This window comes from Oleiphilus sp. HI0125 (genome assembly GCF_001635355.1).
Genome location: NZ_LWGF01000864.1, coordinates 1 through 1,259 on the forward strand (window position 1 = coordinate 1; position 1,259 = coordinate 1,259).

At 43.2% G+C, this 1,259-nt stretch carries 2 protein-coding genes and 1 pseudogene; 2 read left to right on the top strand and 1 reads right to left on the bottom strand.

Annotated elements, in window-relative coordinates; genetic code table 11:
* Both A3762_RS27640 and A3762_RS25990 read left to right on the top strand, forming a co-directional pair.
* Positions 1-200: pseudogene (locus tag A3762_RS27640) on the top strand (cryptochrome/photolyase family protein); the annotation flags it as partial.
* A gap of 22 nt (positions 201-222) precedes the next feature.
* On the top strand, positions 223-351 hold the full coding sequence (locus A3762_RS25990; RefSeq protein WP_231878817.1) for a DUF2256 domain-containing protein: 129 nt from the start codon (positions 223-225) through the stop codon (positions 349-351).
* A 22-nt stretch (positions 352-373) separates the two neighbouring features.
* Here the strand turns inward: A3762_RS25990 and A3762_RS14115 are convergent, their stop codons facing one another.
* The gene (locus A3762_RS14115; protein WP_068756151.1) at positions 374-1,099 is read right to left on the bottom strand and encodes a PEP-CTERM sorting domain-containing protein; all 726 of its coding nucleotides are present in this window, start codon (positions 1,097-1,099) and stop codon (positions 374-376) included.
* Between the last annotated feature and the right edge of the window lie 160 nt (positions 1,100-1,259).

Sequence of the window (1,259 nt, forward strand, 5' to 3'; positions counted from 1 at the left end):
ATAAGAACGGCGAATCCGCCTGTCCGTTTAACTATCTTTACTGGGATTTCTTGGCGCGCAATCAAGACAAACTTCGCGGTAATCAGCGCTTATCTATGCCGTATCGAACCTTAGAGAAAATGGATGATGCGAAACGACAATTAATCGCAAGCGATGCCGAGAGTTTCTTTCACAAGCTAGAACGTAATGAAAAAGTCTGAGTTGCCTTCAAAGCTTTGTGTTATGTGTCAAAGGCCTTTCACTTGGCGTAAAAAGTGGGAGCGTGATTGGGAGCAGGTTAAGTACTGTTCGAAACGTTGCTCAAGCGAGGCGAAAAGACAAAAAAATAAGCCTAATACCGCGTCGATTTAGGCTTATTTATCGTCATGGCTGACTATTTCGCTGAGCGACGACGTGCTGCGCCTAGACCAAGTACGCCAAGGCCTAGTAGTGCAAGCGTAGCGGGCTCGCTAACTGCGTTGTAGCTGATTTTCTCAACATAGCTTGAGTGTGAACCCCAGCCTGTAGATGCGACTGCGTAGTACATGTAACCCATGTCAACGCCAGTTGTTAGGTAGTCGCGATCGATTGGTGCTTGTTGATAATGACCATTGCTAGCAGGCGAGAATACGCTGGTGTAGTCGATGCCATCAGCACTTGCGAAGATGTTGAACAATGCGTCGCCACCATCGTAAATGTTGTTATTGCGATCAGCCGTTACAAGATCTTTATGACTGCCGTTGAACCAAACAGTGTCAAGAATAGTGCTTGTATCAAATTCGAAGAATAAGACTTCATCTGAACCCGCATTATTCTGAAAGTTTGAATCTAGACCATCGCTAGAATTCAATGGGCTTGTTAAGCCAAGGCCGCCGTTTGCTGGATTTGTATCCCAGTAAACCTCACCCGCGAATGTATTAGTGGTTTTGCTGAAAGAGCCTGCATTGCCAAGGTTTAGACCATTGGTGTAGCCAGCTGTTACTTCAAAATCGCCAAAGTCGATGCTAGACACAAATTTAGTTTCAGTGTCGCTAGTGTCATCAAACACAAACATCGCAGCATTTGCGCTAGTGCTTAGTATGGTAGCCGCCGCAAGACCAAGCAATTTTTTATAGTTCATAGTGATTTCCTATTACGTCTTTTAATTTTTTATTCCCTGCTAAACAGCAGGATCTTAAATTAAGCATAATGTGTGCTGTTTTGATAAAAAAACTTGTTTAATAGGAGTTTAAAGGCTTCTATAAAAACTAATCGATTATTGATGTGTAAAGTAACTCGAC